Annotated in this window: 25 protein-coding genes; 15 read left to right on the top strand and 10 right to left on the bottom strand. The window is 68.9% G+C overall.

Annotated features, from left to right (window positions below; all coding sequences use genetic code 11):
- Positions 1–9 precede the first annotated feature (9 nt).
- Genes FDA38_RS36725 through FDA38_RS36685 form a run of 9 tightly spaced genes read left to right on the top strand, consistent with a single transcriptional unit; the run spans position 10 to position 10,847 of the window.
- Entirely contained in the window at positions 10–591 is a 582-nt protein-coding gene (locus tag FDA38_RS36725; protein ID WP_137258785.1) for a hypothetical protein, read from the top strand.
- Positions 588–1,937, top strand: coding sequence for an AAA family ATPase (locus tag FDA38_RS36720; protein WP_137258784.1), 1,350 nt, complete (start codon positions 588–590; stop codon positions 1,935–1,937). The genes FDA38_RS36725 and FDA38_RS36720 overlap by 4 nt, the downstream gene beginning before the upstream one ends.
- Positions 1,934–3,259: a hypothetical protein gene (locus tag FDA38_RS36715; RefSeq protein WP_137258783.1), complete on the top strand. Its 1,326-nt coding sequence runs from the start codon at positions 1,934–1,936 to the stop codon at positions 3,257–3,259. Before FDA38_RS36720 ends, FDA38_RS36715 begins: the two co-directional genes overlap by 4 nt.
- On the top strand, positions 3,256–4,257 hold the full coding sequence (locus FDA38_RS36710) for a glutamate ABC transporter substrate-binding protein (protein ID WP_137258782.1): 1,002 nt from the start codon (positions 3,256–3,258) through the stop codon (positions 4,255–4,257). The genes FDA38_RS36715 and FDA38_RS36710 overlap by 4 nt, the downstream gene beginning before the upstream one ends.
- Positions 4,254–5,369, top strand: a complete 1,116-nt coding sequence (locus tag FDA38_RS36705) for a hypothetical protein (RefSeq protein WP_137258781.1) — start codon at positions 4,254–4,256, stop codon at positions 5,367–5,369. The genes FDA38_RS36710 and FDA38_RS36705 overlap by 4 nt, the downstream gene beginning before the upstream one ends.
- The gene (locus FDA38_RS36700) at positions 5,366–7,732 is read left to right on the top strand and encodes a serine/threonine-protein kinase (protein ID WP_137258780.1); all 2,367 of its coding nucleotides are present in this window, start codon (positions 5,366–5,368) and stop codon (positions 7,730–7,732) included. Before FDA38_RS36705 ends, FDA38_RS36700 begins: the two co-directional genes overlap by 4 nt.
- Positions 7,717–8,781 (top strand): PP2C family protein-serine/threonine phosphatase, encoded by a 1,065-nt coding sequence (locus tag FDA38_RS36695; RefSeq protein ID WP_137258779.1) that lies wholly within the window; start codon positions 7,717–7,719, stop codon positions 8,779–8,781. The genes FDA38_RS36700 and FDA38_RS36695 overlap by 16 nt, the downstream gene beginning before the upstream one ends.
- Positions 8,782–8,796: 15 nt before the next feature.
- Positions 8,797–10,074 (top strand): vWA domain-containing protein, encoded by a 1,278-nt coding sequence (locus tag FDA38_RS36690; RefSeq protein ID WP_137258778.1) that lies wholly within the window; start codon positions 8,797–8,799, stop codon positions 10,072–10,074.
- Positions 10,071–10,847, top strand: coding sequence for an FHA domain-containing protein (locus FDA38_RS36685; RefSeq protein ID WP_137258777.1), 777 nt, complete (start codon positions 10,071–10,073; stop codon positions 10,845–10,847). The genes FDA38_RS36690 and FDA38_RS36685 overlap by 4 nt, the downstream gene beginning before the upstream one ends.
- Here FDA38_RS36685 and FDA38_RS36680 read toward each other — a convergent pair.
- Entirely contained in the window at positions 10,844–11,305 is a 462-nt protein-coding gene (locus FDA38_RS36680) for a hypothetical protein (RefSeq protein WP_137258776.1), read from the bottom strand. The two genes, FDA38_RS36685 and FDA38_RS36680, sit on opposite strands and share 4 nt — an antisense overlap.
- Before the next feature lie 86 nt (positions 11,306–11,391).
- On the bottom strand, positions 11,392–12,330 hold the full coding sequence (locus FDA38_RS36675) for a GNAT family N-acetyltransferase (protein WP_137258775.1): 939 nt from the start codon (positions 12,328–12,330) through the stop codon (positions 11,392–11,394).
- Positions 12,331–12,543: 213 nt separating this feature from the next.
- Between FDA38_RS36675 and FDA38_RS36670 the strand changes: the two genes are divergently transcribed.
- Both FDA38_RS36670 and FDA38_RS36665 read left to right on the top strand, forming a co-directional pair.
- The gene (locus FDA38_RS36670) at positions 12,544–12,945 is read left to right on the top strand and encodes a ribonuclease domain-containing protein (protein ID WP_137258774.1); all 402 of its coding nucleotides are present in this window, start codon (positions 12,544–12,546) and stop codon (positions 12,943–12,945) included.
- Positions 12,946–13,010: 65 nt separating this feature from the next.
- Positions 13,011–13,979, top strand: a complete 969-nt coding sequence (locus FDA38_RS36665) for a glycoside hydrolase family 6 protein (RefSeq protein WP_137258773.1) — start codon at positions 13,011–13,013, stop codon at positions 13,977–13,979.
- Positions 13,980–14,171: 192 nt separating this feature from the next.
- Here the strand turns inward: FDA38_RS36665 and groL are convergent, their stop codons facing one another.
- Together groL and FDA38_RS36655 are read right to left on the bottom strand one after the other, a co-directional pair.
- On the bottom strand, positions 14,172–15,797 hold the full coding sequence (gene groL, locus FDA38_RS36660; protein ID WP_137258772.1) for a chaperonin GroEL: 1,626 nt from the start codon (positions 15,795–15,797) through the stop codon (positions 14,172–14,174).
- A gap of 224 nt (positions 15,798–16,021) precedes the next feature.
- A complete protein-coding gene (locus FDA38_RS36655; RefSeq protein WP_137258771.1) occupies positions 16,022–16,348 on the bottom strand; it encodes a cupin domain-containing protein in 327 nt (108 codons plus the stop codon).
- A 93-nt stretch (positions 16,349–16,441) separates the two neighbouring features.
- Between FDA38_RS36655 and FDA38_RS36650 the strand changes: the two genes are divergently transcribed.
- Entirely contained in the window at positions 16,442–17,005 is a 564-nt protein-coding gene (locus tag FDA38_RS36650) for a GNAT family N-acetyltransferase (RefSeq protein ID WP_137258770.1), read from the top strand.
- Here FDA38_RS36650 and FDA38_RS36645 read toward each other — a convergent pair.
- The 4 genes from FDA38_RS36645 to FDA38_RS36630 form a co-directional block, all read right to left on the bottom strand.
- Positions 16,986–17,318 carry an MmcQ/YjbR family DNA-binding protein gene (locus FDA38_RS36645; RefSeq protein WP_137258769.1) on the bottom strand — a complete coding sequence of 111 codons (333 nt, stop codon included), beginning with the start codon at positions 17,316–17,318 and terminating at the stop codon, positions 16,986–16,988. The genes FDA38_RS36650 and FDA38_RS36645 overlap by 20 nt on opposite strands.
- A gap of 34 nt (positions 17,319–17,352) precedes the next feature.
- Positions 17,353–17,970 carry a PASTA domain-containing protein gene (locus tag FDA38_RS36640; protein ID WP_233715142.1) on the bottom strand — a complete coding sequence of 206 codons (618 nt, stop codon included), beginning with the start codon at positions 17,968–17,970 and terminating at the stop codon, positions 17,353–17,355.
- Positions 17,971–18,191: 221 nt separating this feature from the next.
- Positions 18,192–18,683, bottom strand: coding sequence for a SigE family RNA polymerase sigma factor (locus FDA38_RS36635; RefSeq protein WP_137258767.1), 492 nt, complete (start codon positions 18,681–18,683; stop codon positions 18,192–18,194).
- Positions 18,684–18,731: 48 nt separating this feature from the next.
- Positions 18,732–19,472, bottom strand: coding sequence for a PASTA domain-containing protein (locus FDA38_RS36630; protein WP_137258766.1), 741 nt, complete (start codon positions 19,470–19,472; stop codon positions 18,732–18,734).
- A 117-nt stretch (positions 19,473–19,589) separates the two neighbouring features.
- On the opposite strand from FDA38_RS36630, the gene FDA38_RS36625 reads away from it, so the two are divergent.
- Positions 19,590–19,931, top strand: a complete 342-nt coding sequence (locus FDA38_RS36625) for a PspC domain-containing protein (RefSeq protein ID WP_137258765.1) — start codon at positions 19,590–19,592, stop codon at positions 19,929–19,931.
- 81 nt (positions 19,932–20,012) lie between these two features.
- On the opposite strand, the gene FDA38_RS36620 is transcribed toward FDA38_RS36625, so the two are convergent.
- Positions 20,013–20,978: a glycerophosphodiester phosphodiesterase gene (locus tag FDA38_RS36620; RefSeq protein WP_137258764.1), complete on the bottom strand. Its 966-nt coding sequence runs from the start codon at positions 20,976–20,978 to the stop codon at positions 20,013–20,015.
- A 158-nt stretch (positions 20,979–21,136) separates the two neighbouring features.
- Here FDA38_RS36620 and FDA38_RS36615 point away from each other — a divergent pair, with 158 nt between their 5' ends.
- Positions 21,137–22,858, top strand: a complete 1,722-nt coding sequence (locus FDA38_RS36615) for an ABC transporter ATP-binding protein (protein WP_137258763.1) — start codon at positions 21,137–21,139, stop codon at positions 22,856–22,858.
- Entirely contained in the window at positions 22,855–24,591 is a 1,737-nt protein-coding gene (locus FDA38_RS36610; protein ID WP_137258762.1) for an ABC transporter ATP-binding protein, read from the top strand. The genes FDA38_RS36615 and FDA38_RS36610 overlap by 4 nt, the downstream gene beginning before the upstream one ends.
- A gap of 35 nt (positions 24,592–24,626) precedes the next feature.
- On the opposite strand, the gene FDA38_RS36605 is transcribed toward FDA38_RS36610, so the two are convergent.
- A complete protein-coding gene (locus FDA38_RS36605) occupies positions 24,627–25,169 on the bottom strand; it encodes an rRNA adenine N(6)-methyltransferase family protein (RefSeq protein ID WP_137258761.1) in 543 nt (180 codons plus the stop codon).
- Between the last annotated feature and the right edge of the window lie 48 nt (positions 25,170–25,217).

The raw sequence follows: 25,217 nt of genomic DNA, 5'->3' as shown, positions 1-25,217 counted from the left end.
GGAAACTGCATGGCAATCGGTGACTTCTTCGCGCGGCTGACCGGCCGCAAGCAGGAAGCGCCCGAACCTGCCGCGGTCCCCCGTCCGCCGACCACCGACGACCTGCTCGCGTCCCTGGTCCGCGTCGAGCAGTTGGTTGCCAACGGCGCCGTACCGGCCGTGGTCGCGTCGCGGGTCGGGCGGGTGGTCCGCGTCGTACGGGAGACGATCCCGCGGCTCGGCAACCTCGGCGGCAGCGCACAGGCGTACTCCGTGATGGCGACGGCGACCGACTACCTGCCGGAGGCGATCGGTGGGTACCTGCGCCTGCCGCGGCAGTGGGCGGACACCCGGCCGGTCGACCGGGGCAAGACGTCGCTGATGATCCTGATCGATCAGTTGGACCTCTTGGCCGCGACGATGGACAAGGTGTTCGACGCGGTGAACCGGGCCGACGCGGCGGCGCTGATCGCGCACGGCAGGTTCCTGCAGGAGAAGTTCGGCACCGGCTCCACCGGCGGAGCCCTGGCCCTCGGCCCGACCGAGTCGACTCCGCCACCGGACCTCGGGTCGGGACCACTGGCACCACCACCTGGACGAGGAGGGTCATGAGCACCGCGGGGGGACTACAGGACGCGCTGTCCGGCCTGCTCACGGTCGCGGCCCGGGCCGGCGTCGCGGAAGATGCTGCCCGGGGTGAGGCGCTCTCACTCGCCGCCGCTCTGGCAGAGTCCGCGCCGGGCGCACCTGCTGACTGGGCCAAGGCCGTGCCTGGCGGGACCACCCAGGACTTCTTCGACGCAGCAGTCCGTGGACGCCGCTGGCGAGGCGCACCGACGGCCGTGCTGACCGAGCTCATCGCGAACAGCTCGCCAGAGAAGGCGGCGTACGCCGAAGCGCTGGCCGAGATCGCTTCCGCAGCCTGCACGCTGGGCGAGCCGACCATGCGGGTCGTCGGGAACGCGTCGGTCGCAGCGGCCGCGCAACTGCAGGCGGCAGGCGCCCGCCAGTTGCAGGTGGGTGCCATCACCCCACCAGCTGATGCATCCCACGCAGCACCCGCCCCGGCGGAGGCAGCGGCCTCGGCGGAGGCGGTGGAAACGGCTGAGCCGGCGAAGACTGTGGAGGAGCTGCTGGGTGAGCTCGACGAGCTGACGGGGTTGGCTCGTGTGAAGCAGGAAGTGCACCGACAGGTCGCCGTACTGCGGGTTGAGAAACTGCGGACCGAGGCCGGACTCAAGAGCCCGACCATCACCCGCCACCTGGTATTCGTGGGCAATCCAGGGACCGGCAAGACCACCGTCGCGCGGCTGGTCAGCGGGATCTACAAGGCACTCGGTCTGCTCTCCAAGGGCCAGCTGATCGAGGTCGACCGTTCGGAGCTCGTGGCCGGCTACCTAGGACAGACCGCGACGAAGACCGCCGAGGTGGTCGCATCCGCGGCCGGCGGCGTGCTGTTCATCGACGAGGCGTACAGCCTGACCGCAGGCGACACCGGCGCCGACCAGTACGGGCGGGAAGCCGTCGACACGCTGGTCAAGGAGATGGAGGACCGGCGCGACGACCTGGTCGTGATCGTCGCCGGGTACCCCGAGCCGATGGAGGCGTTCATCGCCGCGAACCCGGGTCTGGCCAGCCGGTTCCGGACCACGATCGAGTTCGAGAACTACACCGACGACGAGCTGACCGACATCCTCACCGGGCTTGCCGAAGCGTCGGACTACGAGCTCGTACCCGAGTCGCTGGACAAGTTCCGCGAGATCCTGGTCGCGACTCCGCGCGACAGCTCGTTCGGCAACGGGCGATTCGCCCGCAACGTGCTGGAGGCCGCGATCGGCCGGCACGCCTGGCGCCTGCGCGACGTGACGGCACCGACCACGGACCAACTGCGTCAGATCCTCGCCGAGGACCTCACCGACGAGCAGATCGAGGACGAAGACCAAGGAGATCAGGCGTGACCCAAACCCAGAGTGCGCCCCCCGCGACTTGGTCGCCGCCCGCCCCACCCACGGGTACGGCGCAACCCGCCGCCCAGGCACCGAGCCGCCGTAACGCGATCGCCCAATGGTTCCAGGGCACCCCGGGCCGCATGCGCGCCTTCCTGATCCTGGCCGCGGTGGTCAGCATCCTGTTCGGCATCGCCGCCGCCCAGGGCCACGCCCAGTCGAACGGCGCCCTCGAACGCGCCGAAGCGAACGCCGCCCAACTGGTCCGGATCCAAGGGATCCACACCAACCTGGTCAGCGCCAACGCCGACGCCACGAACGCCTTCCTGGTCGGCGGCCTCGAACCGCCGGTGCAGCGCCAGCACTTCGTCGACTCGATGGCCGCGGCCGCCCGGCTGATCTCCGAGGCCTCGACCGCCCAGCCCGCCGACCAGAACGTCCTCGGCCAGCTGAACACCACGCTCATCACCTACAACGGCCTGATCGAGCAGGCCCGCGCGAACAACCGCCAGGGCCTGCCGATCGGATCGCAGTACCTCAGGGACGCGAACTCCGTACTCCAGGACGACTCGCTTCCGCTCGTGAACGCGCTGGTCCAGGCGAACGAGAAGCGGGTGGACGACGAGTTCAGCGGGGTCGGACGCGGGACGATCTGGGTCCTCGTCGGCGGACTGCTGACGCTGGCGGTCTTCGTGATCACGCTGCGCTGGCTGGCCCGGCGTACGCATCGCTATCTGAACATCCCGATCGTGGTCGGTGCCGCGCTCGCCCTGATCGTCACGATCCTGGGCGGCGTCTCGCTCTCGTCGGCCTCGAGTGCCGCCTCCGACACCAGGTCGGACGCGTACGCGAAGACGCTGGCGTTGTCGACGGCCCGGATCGCGGCGTACGACGCCCGCTCGAACGAGAGCCTGACCCTGATCGCCCGCGGCTCCGGCGACGCCTTCGACAAGGCGTTCAACACCGCGTCTGCCACGGTCGACGACCAACTCGGCAAGTCATCGGGTACGACGGATGGCCTGCAGGGCCTGTGGTCCGATTACAAAGCCGTCCACAAGAAGGTGCGCGACACCGACACCAGTGGCAACTGGGACGAGGCCGTGAACATAGCCGTAGGTACGTCGAAGTCCGAGAACAACTCGGTCGAGACGTTCAAGGCCTTCGACACCCAGTCGGCCGGCCAACTCCAGTCCACCAGCGACGACGTCTCCAACAAACTGTCCGACGCCCGATCCAGCATCCGCTTCTTCGGCTGGCTAGGCCTCCCGATCGGCATCCTCGCCGCCCTACTAGTCGCCTGGGGCATGTCCCAGCGCCTGGAGGAGTACCGATGAAAAAGCTGATCCCGATCGCGGTAGCAACCGCCCTCCTCCTCACCGCCTGCGGCTCCGGCAACTACGCAGCCACTCAACTCCCCGCCGAGCCGCAAGCCGCTCCAACCACGTCGACCACGCCGGCGCCCGCGAGACCATGCACGGACGGTCTGGGCCCGCTCGCGTCGTACGCGCCGGACAACACCACTCCGGCTCCCGGCGGCGTGATGCCGGCCGGCTCGTGGATGGAAGAGATCCAGAAGCGTGGCCGGCTCATCGCCGGCGTATCCGCGGACAGCCTGAACCTCGGCTACCGCGATCCGATCACCGGCAAGATCCAGGGCTTCGACATCGACATGATCAATGCGGTCGCGGCGGCGATCTTCCCGGATGCGCCGACGAACCCGAGGCGGGTCGAGCTGCGCGTCATCTCCAGCCCGCAGCGCATCCCGTCGCTGAAGGCCACCACCAATCCGGTCGACATCGTGGCCCGCAACATGACCATCAACTGCGACCGCTGGCACGACATCGCGTTCTCGGCCGAGTACTACCGGTCCGGGCAGAAGACGCTGGTACCGCGGGACTCGACGGTGACCAGCGTCAAGCAGCTGTCCGGCAAGACGATCTGCGCACCGGCGGGCTCGACCAGCCTGGACAACCTGAAGAAGGCCAACCCGGAGGTCATGCCGATCACGGCCGACACCGACACGGGCTGCCTGGTGTTGTTCCAGCAGGGCAAGGCGTACGGCATCAGCGGTGACGACACGGTGCTGGCCGGCGACGCCGCGCAGGACCCGTACGCGCGAATCATCACGACCGAGCGCTTCAGCGAGGAGCCGTACGGTCTGGGCATCAGCCTGCTGCATCCGGAGTTCGTCCGCTTCGTGAACGTCGTTCTCCAGCAGATGAAGGACAGGGGCGCCTGGAAGGACTCGTACGACAAGTGGCTGAAGGCTGCGCTGGGGCCGGCCCCGGTTCCGCCGAAGCCGATCTACGGTCGGGTTCCGGTGAAGCGATGACGGTTCGTACGCCGACGGTCTCGGCGCCGGCGCCGCCGGGGAGGATGGGGAGCAGTGTTCCGGCTTCGGAGCTGCTTTCCTTTCTTGGGGCGCTTGGGGAGTGGCGGGATCGGCGGAAGGCGGAGCTGGACGAGCTTGATCAGGCTGCCCTGCACTCGCCGGAGGCGGACGCGCTGAGTGCGGATGTCGTGCTCAGCATGACCGTCTGGAAGGCCGTCTCAGACCGGTACGAACTGATCCTGGTGACCTGGGACTCGGGCCGCGTCGGGCAGACGGAGACCGAGCGGATCTCGGCGTTGATCTGGGGCGGGCTCGACGCGGGCGGCGCCGGCGGGTCGCTCGCGGTTTCGTTGCCCGAGGCATGCAAATTGTCGGACGCGCTGGCGGCAACACTCCGCGCCAAGCTCGCCCTCGACCCCGGCGACGCCGACCTGGCCGCGCGCCTGCGGCAGCTGCGCGCGCAGGTCGAGCGGATCAGCGACCTGGTCAAGCTGGAGCCGGCCAACGTCCGCGACCAAGCACTCGCCCAGCACCACGACCTCGATCGCCGCCTGACGGACCTTGCCGACCGCAACAAACGCGGCGCGGACATCGGCGGTCTGATCGGCCCGTTCGAGATCGACGCGGCCCGCGCCGAGCGCGACCTGATCGTCGGCGCCGCCACCCGCAAGGAGCGGGCCGCCGACGTGGCCCGGGCGCGCACGCTGCGCGGCGAGCTCGAGGCGCAAGGTACGGCGGTCCGAGCGCTCGCCGACAAGGCTGTCGCCACGGTGACCCCGGCGCCACGCCTCGCCGTACCCGATGTCACCGCACTCGGACCGGTGCCAAACACCCCGGCCGAGCTCGAGAAGTACCTGACCCGGTTGGACGCCGTACGACGGGCGCTCGGGCAGGCGCAGGCGGCGTACGGCACTGCGATCGGGAAACGTGACGAGCTGGCCCAGTTGCTGGACGCCTATCAGGTGAAGGCGGCAAGTGTTGCCAAGGGCAACGAAGATCTCGCCGAGCTGTACCGGCGCGGCCGAGCGGTGATCGAGGCGGAGCCGGTGGACCTGGCGCGCCTCGGTGCACTGGTAGCGGCCTACCAGGCCTACCTGGAAGGGACGAAATGACGACCTGCACTCAACCGGGCTGCACCGGCACCATAGTCGACGGATACTGCGACGTCTGCGGGTCCCCCGCCGCGCCAAGCCAAGCGGCCACAAGCCAAGCAGCCCCAAGCCAAGCGGCAGCCCCGGCGACCGGCGCGTGCACCCAGCCCGGCTGCACCGGCACCTACGTCGACGGGTACTGCGACGTCTGCGGCTCCCCCGCATCCTCAACCCCCAGCGCAGCCGCAGCAGACCCGGACCCGCTCAGCTCGGTCTCGACCGTCTCCCGCGCGTCCAACCGCCTGGCCTCCACCCCGCTCGGCTCCGCCCGCGCCGCCCAGGCCGGCTCGAAGCTGACCCGCAAACTCGGTACGTCGTCCACCCGCCTCCGCGGCGCCCGACTCGGCGCCGGCCTGACGCACGTGCCGTCGATCCCCGCGATCGACGCCAGCAAGGCGATCCTGGCCAACCCGATGGTCCCGGAGGACCGTCGCAACTGCCCGAACTGCGGCAACCCGGTCGGCCGGTCCCGCGACGGCCAGCCCGGCCGGACAGAGGGGTTCTGCCCGCATTGCCGCAGCCGGTACTCGTTCTCGCCCAAGCTCAAGGCCGGCGACCTGGTCGGCGGGCAGTACGAGGTCCGCGGTTGCCTCGCGCACGGCGGTTTCGGCTGGATCTACCTGGCCCAGGACCGCAACGTGTCCGACCGCTGGGTCGTCCTGAAGGGCCTGCTGAACTCCGAGGACCCGGACGCCGTCGCGGCCGCGATCGCCGAGCAGCAGTTCCTCGCCCGCGTCGAGCACCCGCTGATCGTCGAGATCTACAACTTCGTCACCCACGACGGCGCCGGCTACATCGTGATGGAGTACGTCGGCGGAACCTCGCTGAAAACGTTGCTCAAGCAACGAATGACCGCGAACAACGGCCAGTACGACGCACTCCCGATCGACCAGGCCATCGCGTACCTGCTGGAGATCCTGCCCGCGTTCTCGTACCTGCACGATCTCGGCCTGGTGTACTGCGACTTCAAGCCGGACAACATCATCCAGGTCGGCGACGCGGTCAAGCTGATCGACCTCGGCGGCGTACGACGGATCGACGACCTGGACTCGGCGATCTACGGCACGGTCGGCTTCCAGGCGCCCGAGGTGGCCGAGGTCGGCCCGTCCGTTGCCTCTGACATCTTCACGCTCGGCCGGACGCTGTGCGTGCTGGCGATGGAGTTCCGCGGGTACCAGGGCCGGTACGTCGACTCGCTGCCGCCGGTGGCCGAAGTACCGCTCTTCCAGAAGTACGACTCGGTGTACCGCCTGCTGGCCAAGGCCTGCGCGAAGGACCCGGCGGACCGGTTCCAGTCCGCCGACGAGTTCCGCGTGCAGCTCCTCGGCGTACTGCGTGAGGTCGTGGCAGACAAGCAGGGCACCAAGGCGGCCCAGCACTCCGCCTCGTCGCTGCTCTTCGGTACTCCCGGTGACAAGTCGACCGGACTGGGCGACACGGTCGAGCCGTGGCAGCAGCTGCCGTCGCTGGCGCCGGACGAGAGCGACAAGATGGCCGGCTGGCTGAAGACCGTGAGCGTGCCGGACCCGGCCAAGCGGCTCGAGTTGCTGATCGACGCGCCGGAGCAGTCCGCGCAGACGCTGCTGGAGGTCGCGGAAGCCGCACTGGAGGTCGGACCCGAGCGCTACGACATGGTCGACACTGCGGTGGCCGACCTGCTCAACGCGGACCCGTGGGAGTGGCGTGCGGTCTGGATGGCCGGACTGGTCGCTCTGGCTCGCGGTGACTCGGCTGCGGCGCAGTCCGCGTTCAACGCCGTCTACGGCCAGGTGCCGGGCGAGCTGGGGCCGAAGCTGGCGCTGGCGATCGCCTGTGAGCACAGCGGCGAGTACGACGTTGCCGAGGGCCTCTACCTGACCTGTGCCCGCACCGACGCCAACTACATCGCACCGTCAGCCTTCGGCCTGGCCACGATCCGTACGTCGCGCAACGACCTCGACGGCGCGCTCGGCGCGCTGGACCTGGTCCCCCGCACCAGCGGCGCATATGTGCGGGCCCGTCGCCAGCGAGCCGGACTGCTGGCAGGATCAGGGCGTGGCCTTCCCGCGCTCGCCCAGGCGATGGACAGCATCACCGCGCTGACCATCGACCCGGTCGACCGGGCCAACCTGGCTGCGGACGTGTTCCGGACCGCGCTGGCCGAAGTCCAGCAGTCCGGTCCGCAGGAGGCTCTACGGATCGACGGGCGGGCGGCGACCGAGTCGGCCCTGCGGGACGGGCTCGAGGCGACCTACCGGTTGCTGGCCGACCAGGCCGAGTCCCGGCCGGAACGGATCGCCCTGGTCGACCAGGCCAACGAGGTTCGAGGATGGACGTTGCGATGACGAGTACGACCGAGACGGTCTGCCCCAGCTGTGGCGGGCCGGTGTCCGAGACCGATCGCTTCTGCGAGGCCTGCGGCGCCGAGCTCACCCCGGCGACCACGCCGAGCTCGACAGCGCTGGACACCGACACCGAGCCGACGATCGAGATCACCGCGGCGACGGTCGAGGAGGTCGGTCCGTGCAAGTCGTGCGGCGGCACCATCGGTCCAGACGGGTACTGCGAGACGTGCGGCACCAAAGCTGCGAAGCCGCGGGACCACTTCGAGGAGCAGCCCGCACCGTGGGTGGCCGGCGTCTGCGACCGCGGCATCCGGCACAGCCGGAACGAGGACGCGATGGCGATCGCGGCCGACGCCGAGCCGGGCAGCCGGGCGCTGCTCGTGGTCTGCGACGGCGTCAGCTCCTCGCTCGACTCCGATGTGGCGTCGCTGGCGGCCGCGAGGGCGGCGTGCGAGGTACTGCAGGCCGGGCACGCCCAGGGCCTTGGCACCGAGTCGTCCCGGGGCAGTGCGATCGCGGCGCGGCTCAAGGCGGCGGCGGACGCTGCGAGTGACGCCGTACTCGACAACACCAGTCCGGACAGCCCGAACCCGGCGTCCTGCACGTTCGTGGCAGCGGTCTTGGAAGACGGCCTGCTCGTGGCCGGCAATGTCGGGGACAGCCGGGCGTACTGGTTCCCGGACGAGGCCGAGGCGGTCGCGCTGACCGTCGACGACTCGTGGGCAGCCGAGCTGATCGCCACCGGGATCTCGCGCGAGGAGGCCGAGTCCGGTCCGCACGCGCACGCGATCACCCGCTGGCTCGGCAAGGACGCACCGGACCACACGCCCCGGACGACGACGCTGCACGTCACCGGGCCGGGCTGGCTGCTGGTCTGCTCGGACGGTCTGTGGAACTACTGCTCCGAGGCGGCACCGCTGGCCGACCTCGTCCGTCAGACAGCTGCGGGGTGTGGTGGCGAGCCGAGGGCCACCGCGTCCGCACTGGTCGACTGGGCCAACGCCCAGGGCGGCCAGGACAACATCACCGTCGCGCTCGCACGCATCTAAGGAGAGGGACCCGAGATGGCCGACTTCACCGCCAGCGTCTACCAGAACGAGTTCCTGCCCGACGGCGGGACCGACGTACACGCGATCGTCACGGTGAACTGCACCGGTGCCGGCGCGGCCGGGCAGTCCGGTAGCGGCGACGCGGGCGAGATCATCATCGTCGACACCTCCGGCTCGATGGGCCGCGAGGGCGTCCAGGCGGCGGCGTACGCCGCACAGACCGCGCTCGACCAGATCCTCGACGGGGTCTGGTTCGCGGTGATCTCCGGCAACGACCGGGCGCAACTGGCGTTCCCGCCTTCGTCGGAACCGGTGATGGTCCGGATGGACCCGTACACCCGGCAGGCAGCCAAGGACGCGGTGTCCCGCTTCTACGCCGACGGCGGTACTGCGATGGGTACCTGGCTGCGGCTGGCGTCGCGGGTCTTCGCGACCGTCCCGTCGCTGTCCCAGAAGCACGCGATCCTGCTGACCGACGGCGAGAACCAGCACGAGACGCCGGAAGCGCTGACCCAGGCGATCGAGTCGGTGACCGGCCAGTTCCAGTGCGACACCCGCGGCGTCGGCGTCGCCTGGCAGGTGGACGAAGTACGGCGGATCGCGCAGGCGCTGCTCGGCACCGTCGACATCATCCCGGCGCCGGACCAGCTGGCCGCCGAGTTCTCCAAGCTGATTCAGAATGCGATGAGCCGCGGTGTCGCGCAGGCCGACCTGCGGGTGTGGGCGCCGCAGGGTGCCGAGGTGCTGTTCGTACGGCAGGTCGCGCCGACGGTCGAGGACCTGACCTCACGCCGTACGGCGATCAACCCGCTCACCGGCTCGTACCCGACCGGCTCGTGGGGCGACGAGTCCCGTGACTACCACGTGGCGATCCGGCTGGCAGCTAAGGCGATCGGGCAGGAGCAGCTTGCCGCCCGTGTGCAGCTGGTGATCGGCGATCAGACCGTCGCGCAGGGTCTGGTCAAGGCGCTCTGGTCGGCCGACGAGGCGTTGACGACCCGCATCAGCCCGGAGGTCGCGCACTACACCGGGCAGACCGAGCTGGCGCAGGCGATCCAGGACGGTCTGGCCGCCAAGGCCGCCGGTGACACGGCGACTGCGACGACGAAGCTTGGCCGAGCGGTGCAGCTCGCGGCCGCGACCGGCAACGAGGAAGCGACCACGCGGCTGCGCAAGGTTGTCGACATCGACGACCAGGAAACGGGTACGGTGCGGCTGAAGCGGACCGTGGAGAAGGCCGACGAGATGGCTCTCGACACGGCCTCCACCAAGACCACCCGGGTGAAGAAATGACCGTCAACTGTCCGAGTGGGCACCCGTCCACCTCGACCGACTACTGCGACGTCTGCGGCCTCCCGATCCCGGCCGGCACACCTGCCACGGGCTCGGACCCGGCCGGTGCTGCAGCGAGTGGGTCGGCCGCTCCGGCGCCCGCGGGTGCCGGGCTCGGTTCCGGGGTCTCAGCGCCCGCCTCCCCGGACGCCGCTCCCGCGGGGCAGCTGTGCCCCAACTGCTCCGAGGCAGCCTCACTCGACGCGTTGTTCTGTGAGAACTGTGGCTACGACTTCACCACCGGCACCATGCCGCGAGCCGCGTCGGCGCTGGACCTCTCTTCGTCCGGCCCGACACCGCCTGCTCCGCCGGCGGCAGTCGCGGAGTGGGTCGTCGAACTGTGGGTCGACCCCGACTGGTACGCCGTACAGCAGAGCGACGACCCCTGCCCGTCACCCGGTCTGCCGACGGTGATCCCGTTGACCGAGAAGAGCCTGCTGATCGGCCGCCCGTCCCGCAGCCGGAACATCCACCCGGAGATCGACTGCGGTGACGACACCGGCGTCAGCCGTCGCCAGGCGCAGCTCACCACGGACGGCCAGCGCTGGTGGGTCGAGGATCTCCAGTCCTCCAACGGCACGTACGTCGCCTCCGCCGCCGGCCCGCTCCCCGAGGACCCGATCATCCCCGGCCAGCGCCAGGAGCTGAACCCGGACGACCGCATCTACGTCGGCGCCTGGACCCGTCTCGTCGTACGCAAGGCCACCCCGGAAGAGCAGGCCGGCCAGGCCTAGGACGTCGCGCCGGCCTGTGGCTCCCGGGTCCAGGTCGGCGACGGGTTGAAGCACAACCACTCGATGACGGTCGAGCCGACCACGATCGGGATGGCCCACGCCCACGGGTGGTGCGGGAGGCTGACGATCGCGATCGCGGTCCAGAGCGCGACCCAGCCCCCGCCGTACCCGCGGAGGACGCCGCGGTACCAGAGGCCGCCGGGCGCCTCGGCGGAGCGCTGGCCGAGGTAGACGAACAGGTACGACGCGATGGTGATCGGCCAGAAGTACCAGAGCCGGCCCCAGTCGTACGGGACCATCACCAGCGCGGTCAGACAGACTCCTGCGATCGTCCAGTGGTAGACCTCGCCGGCCCAGTTCAGCCCGCGGCGACGCAACGTCAGCACGATCGCCAGCGGGCCGAACAGCACGGCGAGAATCCCGGCCACGACATGCAGGATCAAGGCGATGTCACGCATCGCAGCGACTCCCCCCGGAGCTCCCTGACATGTCAGGGAGCATAGGGCGCAAGGTCGTCGCTCGTCTGCACCTCGGGCGGGCGAGTTCAGCTCTCCGGGAAGGACAGCACCCGGCGGACCGCGAAGTTCCGATATCCCATGCGTTCAAAGGACTTCGCCATCGGCACATTGCCGAAGTCCGTGTCGGCTCTGATGTGCTCTGCACCCAGCTCGGCGTGCATGTGGGTGATCTCGGCCAGGAGCTCGTCGATATACCGGTTGCCGCGATGCTCGGGCAGAACGCCGAGGTATCCGACCGTCGGTCCACCCGCGTTCGCAGACGGGATCGCGAAGCCGATCAGCTTGCCGTCTTCGTTGTATCCGAGCCGCCACCAGGCCCGGTCGCTGTTCGGCATCGACTTGTACAGGTCGAGTTCCTCGCGGGCCGCGGTCTCGACCCCGACCCGCGCGATTTCCCGCGCCGTCGCGGCATCCAGACTGCCCTGGCTGACCTGCATGAACACGTCGACGAACGCTTCGTCGTCGGCAGGTTCGAACCGCAGCCGGTTGGAGCGCGGCGGCAGGCCGTACTCCGGCTTCCACTCGTACCGCAGCCGATCGGTGATCGCGGTCAGCCCGGCCGCCGTGGCCGCCTGCGCCCGCGGCTCGAGCGCGGCAACAACCTCCGGCTGCTGCTGCCAGTCGCTGGCCAGGAAGAAGTGGTACTCCGGCTGCTCGCCATCGGCCGGCCGTTGTGCGAGGGCGTGCTTGATCAGTTCGGTCCACGCCGGGACCGCGTCGTCGTCGCCCACGTAGTACAGGCCGTCGATGCTGAACGGCAGGTCCTCGCCCGAACCGCCCCACCAGATCGCGAGGGCGCGGATCACGCCGTTCTCCTCGACGACCCAGGTCCAGTCGTCGCGGTAGTAGCCGTCGGCAACGTATTCGACGTACCGGTCGTGGGTGACGGTGTTGACGGACTTCTGCTGCTCGATCAGAGCAAGGATGGTGTCGAGGTCGGCCTCGACGGTGTTGCGAATCGTCACAGATCCTCCAGCAGGAGGCGCGGATCCGCTCAGTGCGAGCTGTGGGAGCGGGTCGGGTGCGCCGGGAAACAAGTCGGTGTGCTCATCGGTCGCTCCTTCCACTCCGGGTCTGGTCTCGCCGGGCCAGAGACTATGCGCCGACCGGGGTCATAGTCCACCTGTTATTCACACCTGGGATGTACGAACGTTTGTTTGCGGGGGAAGCGTGCAGGCATGAGAACCCTCATCGCCGCCGTGGTCCTGGCGACCACCGCCGCCTTCGGCACCACGGCCTACGCCGCCCCAACCTCCAGCACGTACGTTGTCGCCTCTGCAGCCGCGATCGACACCTGTGCGCTGAGCTCGCTGCCGACGCAGGCAGCCGACACCCTCGACCTGATCCACTCCGGCGGGCCGTTCCCGTACCGCCAGGACGGCACCGTCTTCCAGAACCGGGAGGGCATCCTCCCCGACGAGTCGAGCAGCTATTACCACGAGTACACCGTGAAGACGCCCGGCTCGTCCGACCGCGGCGCCCGCCGGCTGATCGGCGGCGGCGCGACGACCGACCCCGAGCACGTCTACTACACCGGCGACCATTACGCCTCGTTCTGCGAGGTCGACGAGAACAGCTGAACCCCTGAGAGTAGTCTCGTCGGCACGTTGAGTGATCACTCCATGGATGGAAGGACGCCTCACCGATGCCGACTCCGCGACCGGGCCGCGCTGTCCTTTTGGTAGCTGCCGGTCTGTTGCTGTCCGCCGCGTTAGTCGTCTTCGGCCGGCCTGAGGCAGGGCTGGCCGAAGCGACCGGCGATCCGCTCAAGCTGACCAACGGGTTCTACGTCGATCCGGGTTCGGCCGCGGCGGCCTACGTACGGCGGCATCCCGAGGACACCGAGCTCGCGACGAAGATCGCGGGTCAGGCGTCGGCGCGGTGGTTCGGCATGTGGAGCGGGGACGTGAAGGCGGGCGTCGCGGCGTACACGATGGCCGCGGACCGGGCCGACAAGCTGCCGGTGCTCGTCGCGGACAACCTGCCCGGTGGACCGTGCGGGATCGGCGGCGGGGCGGCGTCCGAGGCGGCGTACCGGGCTTGGATCGGGGGCTTGTCGGACGGGATCGGAGTACGGCCGGCCGTCGTGGTGCTGGAGCCGGATGCGCTGGCTCGACTCGATTGTTTCCCGCCGGCGGAGTGGGACGGGCGGATCGCGATGCTCAAGTACGCCGTCGGGCTGCTTGCAGTGAAGAACCCGAACACGTGGGTGTATCTGGACGCGGGGAACGTGGGGTCCGGTGATGCGAAGGAGATCGCGCGGCGGCTGCGGTTGGCGGATGTCGGGAAGGTCCGCGGGTTCGCGCTGAACACCGCGAACTACTTCACCACCTCTGAGTCGGTTGCTCGCGGTACGGCGCTCCTGCAGGCGCTCGGCGGCGGATCCCACTTCATCATCGACACCAGCCGCAACGGCAACGGCTCCGACGGCAGTGCCTGCAACCCACCCACCCGCAAACTAGGCACTCCCCCCGCCGTCGCCACCTCCCCCGTAGACCTCCACCTCTGGCTCCGCACCCCCGGCGAATCCGACGGCCCCTGCGGCCAAACCCCCACCCTCCCCATCCGAACCTTCTCCCCGCTCCTCGCCCACCACCTAATAACCGGCACCTAAAGGACACCGCTCCGCGGCGACAGACTTATTACCGCCTCCGGCGGCGCCGCGAACCACCCCCACGCACACCTCCACCCGGCGAGCGAACTGCGCCCAGGCGACGGCTTGCGCGTATCTCCCCCACACAACAGCAAGCGGTCCCGGGCTTTTGCCCGGGACCGCCTTTGGTGCTGTATGCTGTCGGACTTCAGGTCAGAAGTCCATGCCGCCCATGTCGGGCGCGCCGCCCGGAGCGGCTGCTGCCTTCTCCGGCTTGTCGGCGATGACGGCCTCGGTGGTGAGGAACAGGGCCGCGATCGACGCTGCGTTCTGCAGCGCGGAGCGCGTCACCTTGGCCGGGTCGATGATGCCGGTCTTGATCAGGTCGACGTACTCACCGGTTGCGGCGTTGAGGCCCCAGCCCGGCTCGAGGTTGCGAACCTTCTCCACCACGACGCCGCCCTCGAGGCCGGCGTTCACGGCGATCTGCTTCAACGGCGCCTCGACCGCGGACCGCACGATGGCGGCACCGGTGGCCTCGTCACCCTCGAGGTCCAGCTTCTCGAACGCGATCACCGACGCCTGCAGCAGAGCCACGCCACCACCGGCGACGATGCCCTCCTCGACGGCCGCCTTCGCGTTGCGAACGGCGTCCTCGATGCGGTGCTTGCGCTCCTTCAGCTCGACCTCGGTGGCCGCGCCGACCTTGATCACCGCAACGCCACCGGCCAGCTTGGCCAGCCGCTCCTGCAGCTTCTCGCGGTCGTAGTCGGAGTCCGACTTCTCGATCTCGGCGCGGATCTGGTTGACCCGGCCGCCGATCTGGTCCGCGTCACCCTCGCCCTCGACGATGGTCGTCTCGTCCTTGGTGACGACGATCTTGCGGGCCTGGCCGAGCAGCTCCAGGTCGACCGAGTCCAGCTTGAGACCGACCTCCTCGGAGATCACCTCGCCGCCGGTGAGGACGGCGATGTCGACCAGCATGGCCTTGCGGCGGTCACCGAAGCCCGGCGCCTTGACGGCGACGGCCTTGAAGGTGCCCTTGATCTTGTTGACGACCAGGGTCGCCAGCGCCTCGCCCTCGATGTCCTCGGCGATGATGGCCAGCGGCTTGCCGGTCTGCATGACCTTCTCCAGCACCGGGACCAGGTCCTTGATGCTCGAGATCTTGCTGTTGACGATCAGGATGTACGGGTCGTCGAGAACCGCTTCCATCCGGTCGGTGTCGGTCACGAAGTACGGCGAGATGTAGCCCTTGTCGAAGCGCATACCCTCGGTGAGCTCGAGCTCGAGGCCGAAGGTGTTGCTCTCCTCGACGGTGATGACGCCTTCCTTGCCGACCTTGTCCATCGCCTCGGCGATGATCGAGCCGACCTGGGTGTCCGCGGCCGAGATGGACGCGGTCGCCGCGATCTGCTCGCGGGTCTCGACCGGCTTCGCGAGCGACAGCAGCTGCTCGCTGACGGCCTCGGTCGCCTTCTCGATGCCCTTCTTCAGGCCCATCGGGTTGGCGCCGGCCGCGACGTTGCGCAGACCCTCGCGGACGAGAGCCTGAGCCAGCACGGTGGCCGTGGTGGTGCCGTCACCGGCGACATCGTCGGTCTTCTTGGCAACTTCCTTGACGAGCTCGGCCCCGATCTTCTCGTACGGGTCCTCGAGCTCGATCTCCTTGGCGATGGAGACACCGTCGTTGGTGATCGTGGGGGCGCCCCACTTCTTCTCCAGTACGACGTTGCGGCCCTTCGGGCCGAGCGTCACCTTCACGGCGTCGGCGAGGGTGTTCATACCCCGCTCGAGGCCGCGGCGCGCCTCTTCATCGAAAGCAATCAGCTTGGGCATTCTCCGCGAGTCCTCCCGCGTCGAGTCTTTGTGGTCCAGCCGGCCCGGATGCCCGCGACGGACGGCACCGACCCGCGACGCTCATGTCCCGCCGCGCTCCGGCACCTCATCGAGGCCGTCTTCTTGCACACTCCCCGGGCACGAGCACTTATCACTCTCGCCCTTGGAGTGCTAACCAAGTATTAGCACTCGACCCAAACGAGTGCAAGCCAGACCACCTGCGCTCACGCGGTGAGCGGGGCCTCCGCCGGGCCGAAGACGATGATCCGTACGCCGGTCTCGGTCCGCGGCTGGTGCCGGCTGCCGGCCCGGTAGTAGAGGTACGTCCCCGCCGGGTAGGACCGGCCGTGGTCGAGCAGCTCGCCCGACGCGACGTAGATCAACTCGTCCCGGTCGTGGACATCGACCTCCGGCCAGGTGATCCCGGCCTCGAGGTCGAAGGCGCGGACCAGCACCTGCCCGCTGGACGGCAGAGCGCGGCGGACGATACCCGGCGCGACCGGGCTGGTTTCGGCGTCATCGAGCAGGACTGCTTGAGGTTCGTTCGGCATGGTCACAATCTGGCAGCCCGGCCCAGTCCGGCAACAGGCTCCTCCCGGTCCCGCACCGGACGCATCCGGTCACAGTGACGCTACGGTGAGCCCATGCTGAACCTGCGCCCGGCCGGTCCGGACACCTGGCCAGACGTGGCTGCCGTGATGGGCGAGCGCGGCGACCCGTCCCGCTGTTTCTGCCAGTACTTCCGCCTCCGCGGCAAGGCCTGGTCCGACAGCAGCCCCGCTGACAACCGCGAGGGTCTCAAACAGCAGGTCTGCACCTCTGAGCAGCCGCCCGGAGTCCTCGCGTACGACGGGAGCACGCCGATCGGCTGGTGTGCCGTTGCCCCACGTACGGCGTACCCGCGCGTCGTCGCGTCGCCCAACTGGCGCACGGACCACCCGGATGCCTGGGTGATCACCTGTTTCGTCGTACCGGTCGGCCATCGCCGCCAGGGCGTCGCCGCGGAGCTGTTGTACGGCGCTGTGGACCTGGCCCGCTCGTACGGCGCCTCCACCGTCGAGGCCTGCGCGGTCGACACCACCGCAACAGGCCGGATCTCGTCCGCCGACCTGTACCGCGGCCCGCTGTCCGTCTACCTGAGCGCCGGCTTCACCGAGGTCAGCCGCACCAGCCCGCAGTGGGTCCTGGTCAGGTCAGCTGTGCAATGAGGTACTTCGGCGCGGTCAGCCGCCACGCCTCGGTGATCAGCTCCCCGAGCTCCTCCTCGTCGGCCAGCTCCAGCTGGATCAGCACCCACGCGAACCGACCGCCGTCCCAGGACGGTGCGTAGACCTCAGGATCCTCGGCAACGAGCGCCTCCTGCTCCTCCCGGAGCGCCTTCAGGTGGAGGCGGCTCTGGTCCTCGGACATGTACGCAAAGCTCTTGTTCCGAACCTTGAACACCGGCTGCCCCGCCCACCCCTCGTGTTCCTCGGCGCCCGGCAACCCCGCCATCACCTTCACCACCGCCTGCGCATCCATACCCCAACGCTAGGCACCCCCACCGACAGTTCCGTCAGCTGGTGACGACCACTGCCACGGTTGCACCCGGCTTCAGCATCGTCCCGGGAGCCGGTGACACCTTCAGCACCTCCCCGGGGGGATAGTTCGGCGACCTGAGCGTGTAGATCTGGGACTTCAGCCCGACCTGCCGGAGCACAGCGGCGTACGCGGACCCCGTCGGCCCGTTGAGGTCGACCCGGAGGGACTGGAAGCTCGGCACGCCGGTCCGGTCCGGCACGATCGCGATCCGGGCAAGCATGCGATCGACCTCCGCAGCACTCGTGGACGAGTCGGCGCGGAACCACACCTTGAGGGACGGGATGCTGACCGTGCTGCCACAGGTCGTGGTGTTGGCCTTCGGGTAGTTGGAGACCGAGCAGGTCGTCCGCTGCCGCTCGGCGGGAACTCCCCCGATCTGGAACTTCTCATCAGCACGGAAATCGACCCGTGGCCGGCCGTAGTACAGCTCCACACTCTCGACCCCTGCCGGACGGAACGCCCCGCAGAAGAGCGCTGCGCTCGGGTCGTCGATCAGCAGGGTGTCCTGCTTCGGCGTACCGCATTGGCTCTTGTTGGTCGGCCAGTCCGCCGGGACGGCGATCGCAGCGTGGCCGAAACCGACCATTCTCATCGCGGGCGGTGCCGGCGCCGGGGTTGGTGATGTGACGGGGGCGATTGGTCCACGCGAGGTCAGCAGGGTCGATCCACCGATCACAGCCACTACAGCAACCGCGGCGACCAGTCCCGCAGTACGGCGGTGGCGCCGGCGGGCTGCTCCGGAGTACAGGGTGTCCAGTGGGGGTGGGCCGACCGGGGTTTGCTCGGCAGTGCGTTCTAAGAGGTCTGTGAGGTTCATCGGGGGTCTCGCAGTTCTGACAGGTGTGGGTCCTGTGCGAGGGCCTTCACTGCACGGGACAGGCGGCTCTTGACCGTGCCGGCGGCGACGCCGAGGACAGAGGCCATCTGCTGTTCGTTGAGGTGCGCGTAGTAACGCAGTACGACGGCTGTGCGCTGGTCGTCGGGCAGTCCGTCGAGCGCTCGCATCACTGCGTCCGTTTCGTCGATGCCGGCGGTCGGATCGACGTCGGCGTACTCAGGCAGTACCGCTGACGGCCGCTCTCCGTGCCACCGGCGCCGTCTGGACGAGCGGAAGCAGTTGATCAACACCCGGTGCACGTACGCGTCCCGGTCGTCGGCGGCGCGGACGCGGCTCCACTTGACCAGGCAGCGTTCCAGCGTGGTCTGGACGAGGTCTTCGGCTTCAGGCGGGTTGCAGCCGAGCAGAACCGCCGCACGGACCAGCGTGGGCCAGCGCGCGGTCACGTACTCGCTGAAGTCGTCCATACCCCTCCTCACCCGTACAGACAGGGTGACGGCCCGCGCTGGTTCCCCCTACTTGATGACCGTCAGCGTGACAGTCTCACCCGGGCTCAGGAGGGTCCCGGGCGACGGCGAGACGCTGACGAGGCGGCCGGGCTTGTAGACGGTCGACGTCCTGGTGCTGATCTCAGTCCTGAGCCCCAGCTCGCGCAGACTCTTCGCGTACGCCGTACTGTCGCGGCCGTCCGTCGTCCGGGAGCTCGGCACACCGACCCGGTCGGGCAGGATCTCGATCCGCGAGAGGATCTCGTCCACCACCGATGCATCGGTGGACGAGGACGCCCGGAACCACACGTGCAACGACGGGAGACCCACCGCACCCCAACACACGTCGTCACTCGCACACGTGGTCTTCCGGCGCTCGGCGCGCACTCCGTTCACGAGGAAAACCTCGTCGACCTGGAAGCCGCTGGGCGGATCAGTACCGAGCTCCACGCTGTCGACGTCCGGCGGGCGCGGCAGGTCGCAGTACGACGCTGCAGCAGGGTCGTCGATCAGCACTGTGTCGCGGTGCGGGATGCCGCAGCGAGAGGCGTTCGTACCCCACACCTTCGGTACGGCGATCGCCGCGTGCCCGTAGCCGACCATTCGCATCGCTACCGGTCCCGGGGGCGGGTCAGGGGTGATGATCAGTGTTCCGCCGCCGTTGGAGCTCAGCGCATTGGTGACGCCGATGACGGCCAGCACCGTGATCGCGGCGGCTGCTGATGCCAGCACGCCACGGCCTCGGGTCGCATCGGGGCGAGGCTCCACCCCTTAAGTCTCAGCGCTGGGCAAGTGTCTTGTCACGAAAGTCGTCAGGGGTGGATCAGGGGTCGGTCGGTACCGATCCGGATGCCGTGAACAGCACGGAAACGGGACAGTAGAGCCATGACGAACTCCAACGCACCGTTCCAGAACCTGTCCGGCAAGGTCCTCCGTCGCTCCTCGAACCAGCGGATGCTCTCCGGCGTCTCCGGCGGCATCGCCGAGTACCTCAACGTCGACGTGACCCTGGTCCGCCTCGGCTGGGTGGGCCTCACCCTCATCACCGGCGGCGCCGCGATGATCGGCTACGCGGTCGCGTGGATCGTGATCCCGGAGTCCGACGGCAAGGCCGTGTGGCAGAACGTTCAGCAGTCGGTCAACCAGAACCAGGACTCGACCGAGAACGACATCGCCTCCCGCATCTACGACGACACCACCACCAACAACAAGCCCCCGGCGGCGTGACACCGCCTGCGCCTGTAGCGGGCGCAGCCCCAGTCACTCGGGCGGGGTGACCGCAGCGGCGGTCACCCCGCCGTCGACTGTCTAGACCTTGAGAGCCGGCCTGCGCAGTGCCGCCAGCGCCTGGTCCGGGTGGTCGGCGAAGACGCCCTGCAGACCCAGAGCGGCGAATCGCTTCAACTCTGTCGGGTAGTCAGTAGCAGTGGGCAGGAAGCGACGCTCCGCACGGAACGTCCAGACCTGTACAGCCAGACCGAGCCGGTGGGCCTGCTCGACCAGCCGGGTCGGCTCCCCCAGACAACCGTCCGCAGTACGTGGAATGACCAGGTCCTTGTGCGGCGCCAGCACCTGCGCGTACGTCGCGATCTCCCGTAGCCCGGCCGGCTCGATCAGGTCGGCGTACGTGCGACCGTCACCGGTCCGCAGGAAGTCGTTCGGCGCACTCTCCGAGTCAATCAGCTGGACCAGCGGCACCCGTGTCATCACCGAGAGCCGTCGCAGGCTCGTCGGCTCGAACGACTGCACCATGATCTCGTCCTCGCGCAGTCCGAGCGCCAGGATCCGCTCGGTCAGCAGCTCCTCCAGTGGCAGTCCGAGCCGCCGGAAGTACGCCGGGTGCTTGATCTCCGGGATCACCCCGATCGGGTGACCGAGCCGCGCGGACTCCCGCCGCGCCAGTCCGACCACCTCGTCGAAGGTCGGGATCGCCTCCAACCCGTCGTACGCCGTGTTGTTCGCCCGGAGCGCGGGCATCCGTTCCCGGGCACGGAGCGTGCGCAGCTCGGCGAGCGTGAAATCCTCGACGAACCAGCCGGTGACTGCTGTCCCGTCAACGATCTTGGTGATCTTCCGGTCGGCGAAGACCGGGTGCTCGGCGACGTCCGTCGTACTCGAGATCTCGTTCTCGTGCCGGCAGACCAGCACGCCGTCGAGGGTCGCGACCAGGTCCGGTTCCAGGTAGTCGGCGCCCTGTGCCGCGGCCAGCCGATAGGCCGCCGGCGTGTGTTCCGGGCGGTAGCCACTCGCTCCCCGATGCGCGATCACCAACATGGATCCAGGACAGGGGCCGGACATTGCCCAGCGGGAACCCGTTGCCCAACGCAAGGTGAAGGTCTACCGACCGTCACGATGGTGCGGTTCGGGGCTGTCCACAGACGCGATTAATTCGCATGCAAACTGTCGGAGCGGAGACCTAGCCTGAGGGGGCCATGAGACAACTGCCCCTCGCCGATCCCGGCGTCCCGAATCACCGCTCGCCGGCCCGCTATCTGTGGTGGGTGGCCGGCGGTCAGGCCCGCACGCTCGCGGGCGGGATGGCCTTCGGCATTGTCTGGATGGGAGCGCAGGCGTTCATCCCGGCGATCCTCGGGCGGGCGATCGACGAGGGCATCGCGGCGAAGGACGGCGAGCGGCTGCTGCAGTGGACCGCGCTGCTGTTCGCGGTCGGCGTGGTGCAGGCGCTGGCCGGCATCATGCGGCACCGGTTCGCGGTGACCAACTGGCTGATGGCGGCGTACCGGACGGTCCAGGTCGTGACGCGGAAGTCGGCCCACCTCGGGGCGACGCTGCCGAAGCATCTGGCGACCGGAGAGGTGGTCAGCGTCGGCGCCGGCGACCTCTCCTACATCGGGAACCTGATGGAGGTCTCGGCCCGGTTCGCGGGCGCGATCGTCGCGTTCGTCGTGGTCGCGGCGATCCTGCTCTCGTCCTCGACCGTGCTCGGCCTGGTGGTGCTCATCGGCGTACCGATCATGCTCTTCTGCCTCGGGCCGATGCTGCGACCGCTGCACCGGCGGCAGTCCGCGCAGCGTGAGGCGGTCGGCGAGCTGAACTCGCTGGGTTCGGACATCGTGGCCGGGCTGCGGGTGCTGCGCGGTATCGGCGGTGAGGAGTCGTTCTCCCGGCGGTACCGGAGTGAGTCGCAGGAGGTGCGGAAGGCGGGTGTGCGCGTCGCCGGCATCCAGTCGATGCTGGACGCGGCCCAGGTGCTGCTGCCCGGGATCTTCGTCGTGCTCGTGGTCGGCCTGGGTGCGCACTTCGCGCTCCGTGGCGATCTGAGCGCCGGGTCGCTGGTCGCGTTCTACGGGTATGCGACGTTCCTGGTGCTGCCGCTGCGGACGGCGACCGACTTCGCCAACCAGCTGATGCGTGGGCTGGTCGCGGCGGGCCGAGTGATCCGCGTGCTGAAGCTGGAGCCCGACATTACCGATCCCGCTGCGCCGCTGCAGCTGCCGGACCACGGCGACCTGGTCGATCCGGTCTCCGGCGTACGGGCGCGCGACGGACTGCTCACCGCGGTCGTCTCCGCCGAGCCGGACAGCTACGCCGAGCTCGCGGACCGCCTGGGGCGGTACGACGAATCGAGCGAGGTCAGGTACGGCGGCGTGACGCTGGCCAGCGCTACCCGAGCGGATGTCCGGGAGCGGATCCTGGTGAGCGACACCGGCTCGCAGATGTTCACCGGCGTACTGCGGACCGAGCTCGACCCGGACGGCCGTCGTACCGATGACGAACTGATGGCAGCGATGCGTACGGCGTCCGCGGAGGACGTGCTGGTCGCGCTGCCGGACGGGCTCGACTCCGAGGTCGAGGAGAAGGGCCGCTCGTTCTCGGGCGGTCAGCGCCAGCGGCTGGTGCTCGTGCGGGCGCTGCTCGCGGACCCGTCCGTGCTGGTGCTGGTCGAGCCGACCTCCGCCGTGGACGCGCACACCGAGGCGCGGATCGCGGAGCGGTTGCGCGACCACCGAGCCGGCCGGAGCACCGTCGTACTGACCGCGAGCCCGCTCCTGCTCGACCGCGTCGACGAGGTCATCTTCGTTGCCGCCGGCCGAGTGGTTGCCACCGGCAAGCACCGCGAGCTGCTCGAGAGCGAGCCGCAGTACCGCCGGACCGTCACCCGCCAGACCGAAGAAGAGGAGGCCCTCCGATGAGGCAGATCCTGCCCGTCGCCGGGCCGGTCGAGATTCGGCAGCATGCGCGCCGGCTGGCGCGGCGGCACCCGCGCAACCTGTTGATCGCGCTGCTGCTGCACGTGCTGGCGGCGGTGTCCGGGCTGGCGGCGCCGCGGCTGATCGGTGACCTGGTGGAGGACGTGCAGAACGGCACGACCGCCGCGAAGGTCAACGAGGTCATCGTGGTGATCGCGGTCTTCATCGTCGCGCAGTCGTTGCTGACGCGCTGGGCGCGGTACCGGTCGTTCGCGCTGGGCGAGCAGGTGCTGGCGGAGCTGCGTGAAGAGTTCGTGGACAACGCGTTGGCGCTGCCGATCGGGACGGTCGAGCGGGCCGGCACCGGCGATCTGCTGTCGCGGACGTCGCGGGACGTCGACACGTTGTCGCGGACGGTGCGGTTCGCCGTACCGGAGACGATCATCGCGTTCGTCACCGTGATCTTCACGGCTGTCGCGACCGTGCTGGTCGGGGTCTGGGTGCTGGTGCCGCTGGTCGCGATGGTCCCGCTGCTGTGGCTGAGCACGAAGTGGTATCTGCGTCGCGCGAAGGACGGGTACCTGCGGGAGAACGCGGCGTACGCGCAGATGACGAGCTCGCTGGCTGAGACTGTCGAGGGTGCTCGGACTGTCGAGGCGTTGCGGCGGTACGACGATCGGGTTCGGCGCGGGGATGTGGATATCCGCGGGTCATATCTGGCCGAGCGCTACACGTTGTTTCTGCGGACTGTGTACTTCCCGGTGGCCGAGTTGGGCTATCTGGTGCCGGTCGTGGGGACGCTGCTGTTCGGTGGGTGGCTGCACCTCAACGGTCATGTCTCGCTCGGTGCGGTGACGGCTGCTGTCTTGTATGTGAACCAGCTGATCGATCCGGTTGACCGGTTGCTGTCGTGGTTGGACGAGCTGCAGTCCGGTGGTGCGGCGTTCGCGCGGCTGCTGGGGATCAGCGACGTACCGGACGACCGGACGCCGTCGGGGCAGAAGCCTTCGTCGGAGCTGGTTGAGGCGCGCGATGTGCGGTTCTCGTACGTCGAGGGTCGCGACGTACTGCACGGTGTGGATCTGACCATCCAGCCGGGTGAGCGGATCGCGATGGTCGGGCCGTCGGGTGCCGGCAAGTCGACGCTGGGGCGGTTGGTCGCGGGTATCCACCCGCCACGGACCGGTTCGGTGACGGTCGGCGGTGTCGGCATGACGGAGCTGCCGCTGGACGAGCTCCGCAAGCAGGTCGCGCTCGTGACCCAGGAACACCACGTCTTCGTCGGCACACTGCGAGACAACCTGTCGATGGCGCGACCGTCAGCGTCCGACGCCGAACTGCTGGAGGCGCTGGAAGCAGTCGACGCCCGCGAGTGGGCGCAGGCGCTACCCGACGGCCTGGACACCCGAGTCGGCTCCGGCCAGCTAGCACTAACACCTGCGCAGGCGCAGCAGTTGGCACTAGCCCGCCTGGTCCTAGCCGACCCCCACACGCTCGTCCTAGACGAAGCAACCTCCCTGATCGATCCCCGAGCCGCCCGCCACATGGAACGCTCCCTAGCCGCAGTACTAGAGGGCCGGACAGTAATAGCCATCGCCCACCGCCTCTACACCGCCCACGACGCCGACCGAGTAGCAGTAGTAGAAGACGGCCAAATCACAGAACTAGGCAGCCACGAAGACCTAGTAGCCCGCCAAGGCTCCTACGCCGCCCTCTGGAACTCCTGGCACGGCTGATGCTGAAAGACCCCCGCCAGGCTGGCGGGGGTCTTTTAGCGTTTGCGTAGTAGGAGTACTGCTGAATCCACATGTGGAGGCGGGGTAAACGCCTTGCGGGGAAGCCGAAGCCCAATAGACGGGTCGTAGTACCGGAACCACCGATTAGCACCGGGCGCCTCGCCGCGCGCCCACCGGTTCGCCACCTGCCGCTGAAGCACCAGATCAGCCGACACCAACCGCGATCCCGGCGCCAACAACCGCTTCAGCAACAACGTAGAGACGTTGTACGGCGGACTAGACACCACCCGGAACGGCCGCGACGGCAACCGAAGATCACCGGCATCAGCACGAACCACCGTCACCGGCGCATCAGCAAACCGCCGACGTAACCGATCGGCACGACCAGGATGGAGTTCGACGGCGACCACCCGGGCACCGGCCCGGACCAGCGGTGCAGTCAGCGCACCGAGTCCGGCCCCGACGTCGAGGACGAGCTCACCGGGTTTGACCCCGGCCGCGTCCACAACCCGTTGGGCCCAACGACTATCGAGCGGATGCCATCCCCAGGCACCCCTCGCCTGCCCGGAGCCGGGCACGACGGACCATCACGAAGTACGTAATCATGCAACGGACCCTAGATCGTC

It is taken from the genome of Kribbella jiaozuonensis, from assembly GCF_005233875.1.
Lineage (GTDB): Bacteria > Actinomycetota > Actinomycetes > Propionibacteriales > Kribbellaceae > Kribbella > Kribbella jiaozuonensis.
Note: the sequence above shows the minus strand (reverse complement) of the source record. Positions and strands in the feature narration are given on the sequence as shown.

Coding starts and splice junctions, on each gene's coding strand:
- FDA38_RS36725 (WP_137258785.1), top strand. CDS start 10: ATGGCAATCGGTGACTTCTTCGCGCGGCTGACCGGCCGCAAGCAGGAA.
- FDA38_RS36720 (WP_137258784.1), top strand. CDS start 588: ATGAGCACCGCGGGGGGACTACAGGACGCGCTGTCCGGCCTGCTCACG.
- FDA38_RS36710 (WP_137258782.1), top strand. CDS start 3,256: ATGAAAAAGCTGATCCCGATCGCGGTAGCAACCGCCCTCCTCCTCACC.
- FDA38_RS36705 (WP_137258781.1), top strand. CDS start 4,254: ATGACGGTTCGTACGCCGACGGTCTCGGCGCCGGCGCCGCCGGGGAGG.
- FDA38_RS36700 (WP_137258780.1), top strand. CDS start 5,366: ATGACGACCTGCACTCAACCGGGCTGCACCGGCACCATAGTCGACGGA.
- FDA38_RS36695 (WP_137258779.1), top strand. CDS start 7,717: ATGGACGTTGCGATGACGAGTACGACCGAGACGGTCTGCCCCAGCTGT.
- FDA38_RS36690 (WP_137258778.1), top strand. CDS start 8,797: ATGGCCGACTTCACCGCCAGCGTCTACCAGAACGAGTTCCTGCCCGAC.
- FDA38_RS36685 (WP_137258777.1), top strand. CDS start 10,071: ATGACCGTCAACTGTCCGAGTGGGCACCCGTCCACCTCGACCGACTAC.
- FDA38_RS36680 (WP_137258776.1), bottom strand. CDS start 11,305: ATGCGTGACATCGCCTTGATCCTGCATGTCGTGGCCGGGATTCTCGCC.
- FDA38_RS36670 (WP_137258774.1), top strand. CDS start 12,544: ATGAGAACCCTCATCGCCGCCGTGGTCCTGGCGACCACCGCCGCCTTC.
- FDA38_RS36665 (WP_137258773.1), top strand. CDS start 13,011: ATGCCGACTCCGCGACCGGGCCGCGCTGTCCTTTTGGTAGCTGCCGGT.
- groL (WP_137258772.1), bottom strand. CDS start 15,797: ATGCCCAAGCTGATTGCTTTCGATGAAGAGGCGCGCCGCGGCCTCGAG.
- FDA38_RS36655 (WP_137258771.1), bottom strand. CDS start 16,348: ATGCCGAACGAACCTCAAGCAGTCCTGCTCGATGACGCCGAAACCAGC.
- FDA38_RS36650 (WP_137258770.1), top strand. CDS start 16,442: ATGCTGAACCTGCGCCCGGCCGGTCCGGACACCTGGCCAGACGTGGCT.
- FDA38_RS36645 (WP_137258769.1), bottom strand. CDS start 17,318: ATGGATGCGCAGGCGGTGGTGAAGGTGATGGCGGGGTTGCCGGGCGCC.
- FDA38_RS36640 (WP_233715142.1), bottom strand. CDS start 17,970: ATGAGAATGGTCGGTTTCGGCCACGCTGCGATCGCCGTCCCGGCGGAC.
- FDA38_RS36635 (WP_137258767.1), bottom strand. CDS start 18,683: ATGGACGACTTCAGCGAGTACGTGACCGCGCGCTGGCCCACGCTGGTC.
- FDA38_RS36625 (WP_137258765.1), top strand. CDS start 19,590: ATGACGAACTCCAACGCACCGTTCCAGAACCTGTCCGGCAAGGTCCTC.
- FDA38_RS36620 (WP_137258764.1), bottom strand. CDS start 20,978: ATGTTGGTGATCGCGCATCGGGGAGCGAGTGGCTACCGCCCGGAACAC.
- FDA38_RS36615 (WP_137258763.1), top strand. CDS start 21,137: ATGAGACAACTGCCCCTCGCCGATCCCGGCGTCCCGAATCACCGCTCG.
- FDA38_RS36610 (WP_137258762.1), top strand. CDS start 22,855: ATGAGGCAGATCCTGCCCGTCGCCGGGCCGGTCGAGATTCGGCAGCAT.